The 6,831-nt window shown below is 38.2% G+C and carries 4 protein-coding genes; all 4 read left to right on the top strand.

Annotated features, from left to right (window positions below):
- Nucleotides 1–219: 219 nt before the first annotated feature.
- The 4 genes from ACIQJ5_RS17365 to ACIQJ5_RS17350 all read left to right on the top strand — a co-directional run bounded on the left by ACIQJ5_RS17365 (nucleotide 220) and on the right by ACIQJ5_RS17350 (nucleotide 5,608).
- On the top strand, nucleotides 220–1,878 hold the full coding sequence (locus ACIQJ5_RS17365) for a hypothetical protein (RefSeq protein ID WP_402845631.1): 1,659 nt from the start codon (nucleotides 220–222) through the stop codon (nucleotides 1,876–1,878).
- A 238-nt stretch (nucleotides 1,879–2,116) separates the two neighbouring features.
- Nucleotides 2,117–4,012, top strand: a complete 1,896-nt coding sequence (locus tag ACIQJ5_RS17360) for a major capsid protein (protein ID WP_402845629.1) — start codon at nucleotides 2,117–2,119, stop codon at nucleotides 4,010–4,012.
- A gap of 10 nt (nucleotides 4,013–4,022) precedes the next feature.
- The gene (locus tag ACIQJ5_RS17355) at nucleotides 4,023–4,478 is read left to right on the top strand and encodes a hypothetical protein (RefSeq protein WP_402845627.1); all 456 of its coding nucleotides are present in this window, start codon (nucleotides 4,023–4,025) and stop codon (nucleotides 4,476–4,478) included.
- 2 nt (nucleotides 4,479–4,480) lie between these two features.
- Nucleotides 4,481–5,608 carry a hypothetical protein gene (locus ACIQJ5_RS17350; RefSeq protein WP_402845625.1) on the top strand — a complete coding sequence of 376 codons (1,128 nt, stop codon included), beginning with the start codon at nucleotides 4,481–4,483 and terminating at the stop codon, nucleotides 5,606–5,608.
- Nucleotides 5,609–6,831: the final 1,223 nt, after the last annotated feature.

The following is a 6,831-nucleotide window of genomic DNA, read 5'->3' as shown; positions in this document are numbered from 1 at the left end:
AAACAGGACAAACAGGCAGCACAAGGTGCTCAACCTGAATTGTTTATTGTCGCCCAGGACAATTTGGAACATTTTTTGCATGAGCAATTGACTCAGAATGTTGTATTAATTTTTTCTGCTTTTCCGGAAAGAAATCTTTACACGGAAGAGAATGATGTTGATTAAAGTTTCATCTTGTTTGTTTTGATTGCAATGGATACCCAAGGATTCATAAACCGAATGGCTACCACCTGTGTTCATGGTAATGTTATCATAAACCCTTATACGAACCGTAAGGTTTATGTTCCTTGTGGTACTTGCGATGCTTGTCTGCTGAGTAAGACTACGCGCAATGAAATGCGTGTTTTTGCTGCTCAGTCTGTTTATAAGTACACTTATTTTCTTACTCCGACATATAATGCGAAAACAGTTCCTCGATACCGTATTAAAGCTTATCTTCCGCTTAGTGAACTTAGACAAAGACAACAAAATCTTGCGGAGGACCCTAATTATTATTCAACTCACAGCCATGTATATATTGCTATTCCTTGCACTCGTGAGTCTGTGTATCGGACTGTTACAATGTTCCCACGTAATCCAAGGTTAAGGAAGGATGTTTTAATTCCTGTTTCTGGTATATCTAAATGTTTGCCTGAGCGCTGGATGTTTATGGCGACAGGTAAGTATGTTTCTGAATATTGTGATAAAACTGATTTGCGTTATTCTAAGAATCGAAAGACAGGTGAACGCTATGTTCGTTATCCGGAATATGCAAATACATATCCTTATGTGAATTGGAATGATTTGACATTGTTTATTAAGAGAATTAGAAAAGCTATATTTAAAAGGTTAGGTTATTATGCGAAAATACATTACTACGTTGTGGCAGAATATGGACCAACAACATTCCGCCCGCATTTCCATATCATATTATTCTTTAACGAGGATGAAGTCGCCCAGAATTTTGGACGCATTGTTAATCCATGTTGGCGCCTTGGTAATCTCGATTGGTCTGCGTCGCGTGGCAACGCTGAGTCATACGTTGCGGGATATGTTAATTCATTTTCAAGTGTTCCCTATCATCTTCGAGAAAATGCTGCAGTCAGATCCCGCGGTAGATTTTCAGTTGGATGCGGAAACGAGTTCTTTGATTCAGAAAAATCTCGAGCTTTACAGGGAGACTTCTCTTTATATATTAATGGAAAGGACGTTGTGCATAATGGAAAACTTCGCACGTTGTATCCCTGGAGGTCGTGTATCGATTCCGTCTTTTTCCGCTTCGCTGCCCGCGATGGTGTGTCTTGGAATGAATTATATTCTGTTGTACAGTCAGTACGAAACGTTTTTAGGCGACCAGCCTTTAGAGGACTTAGCCCCTCGGCTACAGTAAAGAAACTTTATAAACATATATATGAAGAACTCACTCCTACAGAACGCGAAAGATACCTTGAAGAGGATGTACACCTCCGAGAAATATCTTGGTTCTTACACCTCCCCTTTGACCAATGGCACAGTGAAGAGTTCCAGGACTCCTTTTTTTCTCGTTGGTACAATTTGTTTCGTCATACTCATAATTGGTTGGCTGCTATTTATAAGTATAATAATAGCAATTTTGTTCGGTTTGTAAATTTGATTCCATATTACCTTAAATTATCTATTAACTTTTTTAAAAACTATGATTATGAAGGTCTTCGACATTCTTTTGAAGCTTGCGAGAGTTCTCAGGTCGATAGTGCGTATATTTTCATCCGGCAAACGGAAGAAGAAAACACAAGATTCTTGAGTACCCCGGAAGGTATTGCATCTCAATCTCGACTTAAGAAATTGATGTATGATGCGACTAAGCATCGTGAATTGAATGACAGGAATATTAAATTTATTCAGTATGGCACCCTCTAAGCATTATACTGCGTACTTTTATCGTTGCCGTCAATTTGATGATGTTTTTGGATTTTATGATATGGCTGAATATTCTGCTGTGTCTTTTACTGCTTTTTGTAAGCGGATTAAAATTGTAGAACGTGAATTGAATGTTAATTGTACCTCTGCTCGATTCTTTATTTCTCCGGAATTTTTAGGTCATACTTTTGTCGACTCTTCCCGTCCGGATAATAAACAATTACAAATATCTTTTTAAATGGCTAATTTATTTTCTTATGGAGATGTGAAAAACCATCCTTCGAGGTCTGGATTTGACCTGTCAAAGAAATTGGCTTTTACAGCTAAAGCTGGAGAGCTTTTGCCTGTTTATTGGCGTATGACTTATCCTGGTGATAAGTTTAATTTGAATGTACAGCATTTTACTCGTACCCAACCTGTTGAAACCGCTGCGTTTACTCGTGTTCGAGAGTATTTTGACTGGTATTTTGTGCCACTTCGTTTGATTTCGAAAAATTTTCCACAAGCAATTGTTAACATGGATTCTAATCCGGTTCAGGCTACTCGAGTTAATGCTTCCAAGGAGATTGTACAGGATATTCCCTGGACTAATCTGGTTGCCTATGGAGATACTGGTTATTGTGCAAGTCTTACCGAATTGATTTCCTTGATGTCAACTTATACTGGCGACTATAAGCGTCCTTTGAATGCTTTCGGTTTTTATGAGTCTGCTTGTACTGCTAAGTTGACTTGTTATCTTGGTTATGGTAATTTTCTTGGACTTGGTCTTGTTGATGCTGATGGTCAAGTAGGTTTAACTTCGGCTAATATGTCTGATTTTTACTTAGAACCTGCTGATGATGTTGCGGTTAATTTACTTCCATTTTTTGCGTATCAAAAGATTTATGCCGACTTTTTCCGTTTTGGACAATGGGAAAAGAATGAGCCTTATACTTATAATGTGGATTATTATTTAGGCGGTAATTTTTTGTCTCAGATTCCAAATAGTATTGCTGCTTATCATTCCCAAGGTTTTTCGAGTATTAACCTATTTTGCACCTTGAGGTATGCCAATTGGAATAAGGATATGTTTATGGGAATGCTTCCAGAACAACAACTAGGTGATATTGCTACGGTTACTACTAGTGGTTTTACTGGTAGTTCTCCATTGATTGATACAACTTCTGGTAAACCTGTTACAGTAGGTAATGCTCTTCCGACTACTGGCGATACTACTAGTTTTGGTATTACTTCTTCTAATATGAAGTCCGGAGATGCTTTGGGTACGCTTTTTTATAGTGATTTTTCTTCAATTTCTGGTTCTTTTGACATCCTTTCTCTTCGTCTTGCCGAGGCGACTCAACGCTGGAGGGAAATTTCTCAGTGTGCCGACCCGACGTATAGAGAGCAGATTAGAGCACATTTTGGCGTAAATTTGTCTGCTGCTTTGTCTGATAAGTGTATGTATGTTGGTGGTTCTGCTAACAATATTGATATCTCTGAAGTGGTTAATGCTGATTTGAATGCTTCTGCTACTGAGACTCCTGGCGCTACTCCTGCTGGTGCTGCTATAATTAAAGGTAAGGGTGTTGGTACTGGTTCTGGTTCTGATTCGTTTACTGCTGACGAACATGGTATTCTTATGTGTATCTATCATGCTGTACCGTTGCTGGATTATGTAATTACCGGTCAACGTAAAGAATTGCTTTATACTACGTTCAATGACTTACCCGTCCCTGAGTTTGATCGTATAGGTATGGAGTCTCTTCCGTTGAACGTTTTCATGAACGGTTATGATTCTAAAGTGGATTCACAGTGGATTCCTAATGATCTGTCTGTGACTATGGGCTATGTTCCCCGTTTTGTGGAATTGAAGACAGATGTAGATGAGATTCAAGGTGCGTTTCGTTCTACATTGAAGTCTTGGGTTGCTCCGTTGAATCCTTCTTATCTTGCATCTTGGTTTGGTTCTCAGCAAGGCGATTCTAATGCTTTTGAAACCAATTATAACTTCTTTAAAGTGAATCCGTCTTTACTGGATTCTGTTTTTGGAGTGAAATGTGATTCTACTTGGGACACTGACCAGTTTCTAATTAATTGTATGTTTAATATCTCGGCTGTGCGTAACTTTGATTATGATGGCATGCCGTATTAAAAAATTTGTTATGACTATATATAATAATAGATATCATTTGGATGCGAGCAAGTTTCCTGTTCGTATTCCGTTAGATGAGCTTCGGTTTTATAGGGTTGATGGCGTTCGTCATTATGTTTCTGACGTAAATTTGCTTTTGAATGCAGAGCGCATTAAGAATCGGATTGGTGAGGATACCTACATGGCTGTGATTAAGAATGCTTTTAATCCTAAAAAGACTCCTTATGTAGATTCTAAGTTTAGTGATGAGCAGTTAATGGAGAGTATTAAACCTCGTTTCGTCCAGGCGCCTTGTGAAATTAAGGCTTGGACTGAACACTTGATTTCTCAACTTGACGACATTATTACAGATGAAAAAGAACGTTCAGAGTTGAAATCTCGTATGGAACAAGAGGCGAAGGATGCAGAGCTTCGTCGTTCTGCTTTTGAACGTCTAGCAAATGGTGTTAATCTTCAAACTGAATAGCTATGGGACTTCTTGGTAGTGCAGTACAGACTGCTGGTAATATATGGTCGAATGCTTTAAACGCTAAAGTTCAACAACAAACCAATAAGATGAATTGGCAAATGAATCAGTTGAACAACCAGTTTAATGCTAATGAAGCTGCCAAGAATCGGGAGTTCCAGGAGTATATGTGGAATCGACAAAATGCCTATAACTCTCCTTCTGCTCAGCGTGAGAGATGGGAAGAAGCTGGACGAAACCCATATATGATGGATAGTGGAGGTGCTGGCAATGCCAGCTCTTCCCCTTCCGGTTCTTCTGCTTCTGCTGCTTCTCCTGTTGCTATGCAGGCTGCTAGGTTTGATTTTTCTGGTGTTTCTGACGCTATAAACTCGTTCTTTGCAAATCAAAAGATTGCCGCTGAAACTAAAGGTTTTAATCTTCGTAATGAGCTTACCGGATTATTTGGAAGAGATCGCGAACAAGCCGAGATTGATCAGATTCGAGGTAATACGAATCTTTTAAATAACAATCCTCTTTATCGTACTTTCATGAATTCCCAGGCTGCTGGCTTGCTTGGTATGCGCTCCTTTGTTGACCAACAACAATCTTATGCTATCAATAATAGGTTGCAAATGGCTAACACTGCTCTTACTGTGTTGGATGCAAGGGCTCAACAAATAATTAATCGTTATTTGCCTTCTCAGCAACAAGCAGATTTGTGGACAAAATTAGCTACTATAACTGAGATTGGTACGCGTATTGGTCTAACTCGTGCTCAGATTGAAGCCCAGCAAGTTCGTACGGCTCGAGATATTTTAGGATATAAAGTCGATAAGAGTACCATAGATTCTACTATAGAAGCTATTAATACGGCAAATCAATATCAGACAGAAACTGCTAAAGGAGCGATGCCTTTTGCTTGGCGTAATGGTTATTTAAGCGCTTATAATGCCTGGAAGGAAGCACAGAAATATTCTAAGGATATTGATTTTAAGGATAGTGGTTTTTATCGTTTTTGGAATGTTTATGGTAAGGATATTCTTCAGGTTCTCGGACTTGTTGGTGCTGCCAAGACTTTTGGTGGTCGTAAACCTTCTTCTTCGAGTGGTTATCCTGGTCCTGGTTGGAATTCTTCGTATACTTTTTGATTTTGTTTAACATTTTCTTTTTCTTTAATTAACAGTGTTCTCCTGGAGGACACTGTTAATTGTATTATTTTTGTGATGTAATTAAAACACAGAGATATGAAAACAAAGGTAAATTTGAATTTGGAACGTGAGGATCTTAAATTAATTTTGGTAGCTGTTAGTAGTCGTATTCTTAAGATTAAGAGTGACTCTTTTTTGTCTCAAACTGCTAAGAATGATATCATAAGCAGTTATGTTCGTATTTTAGATTCTTTAAATTTTTCTTTAAAAAACGGTTAAAATGAAAATTGATAGAATTAAAAAGTCTTTTGCCGCTCATGGCATTGAATGTTATGAAGACATGATGGAACATGAGTTTCTTCCTGGTCTGCAACCTTATATTGTTTGTGAGGTTTATAATAGTAGTAGAAGTGTTCGTACTATTCTTGAGTTTCCTATGGATTGTTATACTTATGCGTATGTTTATCGTTTTATGAAAAGTGAAGGTTATCTTCATCGTTCAAGGCTCGGATTGAAAGTAGGATGACCGGCAGGTAGCCAACTTTGTTGGCTTCAGATGTTAATAAAGTGTTTAGAGTATGATTTATCATACTTTAAACACTTTTTAACGTAAATATCTTTGTTTTCCAGTAATTCTGAGTTTGATTAGAGTTAATGAGAAACGCGAAGCGTTCTCTCATCCGTAAACATCCTTATAGAGAGCCAATGCGATGGCATGTGTGTGGTGTGCGTAAGCCTACGGTTTTGTCCGTAAGGAAATCGAAGTTACCATCTTCGATTCAACTTCCCTGGTCATAGGTTTGCAAAACCGACACCTTGGTTTTAAAACACTATTCCGAAGGAATACCTTATACGAATAATTTTTATTTTGTGTACGGCAATGTGCGTGGTAGAAAATACAAATTATGAGTGTGTTTACTGAGAAACGAAGCCGCGGCGAATGCCGTTTAAAGCGGCAAGTTTCGAAGGATAAAGGCGTGAGCACGATGCGCTTTGCGCTCGTGGTCACTCCTTTTACAGGATATTCCCGGCAGCTGGTCAAAGACTAGAAATAAGTATAAATACTTATTGTTTGTATGATGTTTATTCTTTACTTTTACGTCGTTATAGATTAAAAGATTTATTGTTATGTATTATCAAGTATTGAAACAGGACAAACAGGCAGCACAAGGTGCTCAACCTGAATTGTTTATTGTCGCCCAGGACAATTTGGAACATTTTTT

Source organism: Microbacterium sp. GXS0129 (genome assembly GCF_044769785.1).
Classification (GTDB): Bacteria; Actinomycetota; Actinomycetes; order Actinomycetales; family Microbacteriaceae; genus Microbacterium; species Microbacterium nymphoidis.
This window is presented reverse-complemented; position numbering and strand designations above follow the sequence as displayed.

Coding starts and splice junctions, on each gene's coding strand:
- ACIQJ5_RS17360 (WP_402845629.1), top strand. CDS start 2,117: ATGGCTAATTTATTTTCTTATGGAGATGTGAAAAACCATCCTTCGAGG.
- ACIQJ5_RS17355 (WP_402845627.1), top strand. CDS start 4,023: ATGACTATATATAATAATAGATATCATTTGGATGCGAGCAAGTTTCCT.
- ACIQJ5_RS17350 (WP_402845625.1), top strand. CDS start 4,481: ATGGGACTTCTTGGTAGTGCAGTACAGACTGCTGGTAATATATGGTCG.
- ACIQJ5_RS17365 (WP_402845631.1), top strand. CDS start 220: ATGGCTACCACCTGTGTTCATGGTAATGTTATCATAAACCCTTATACG.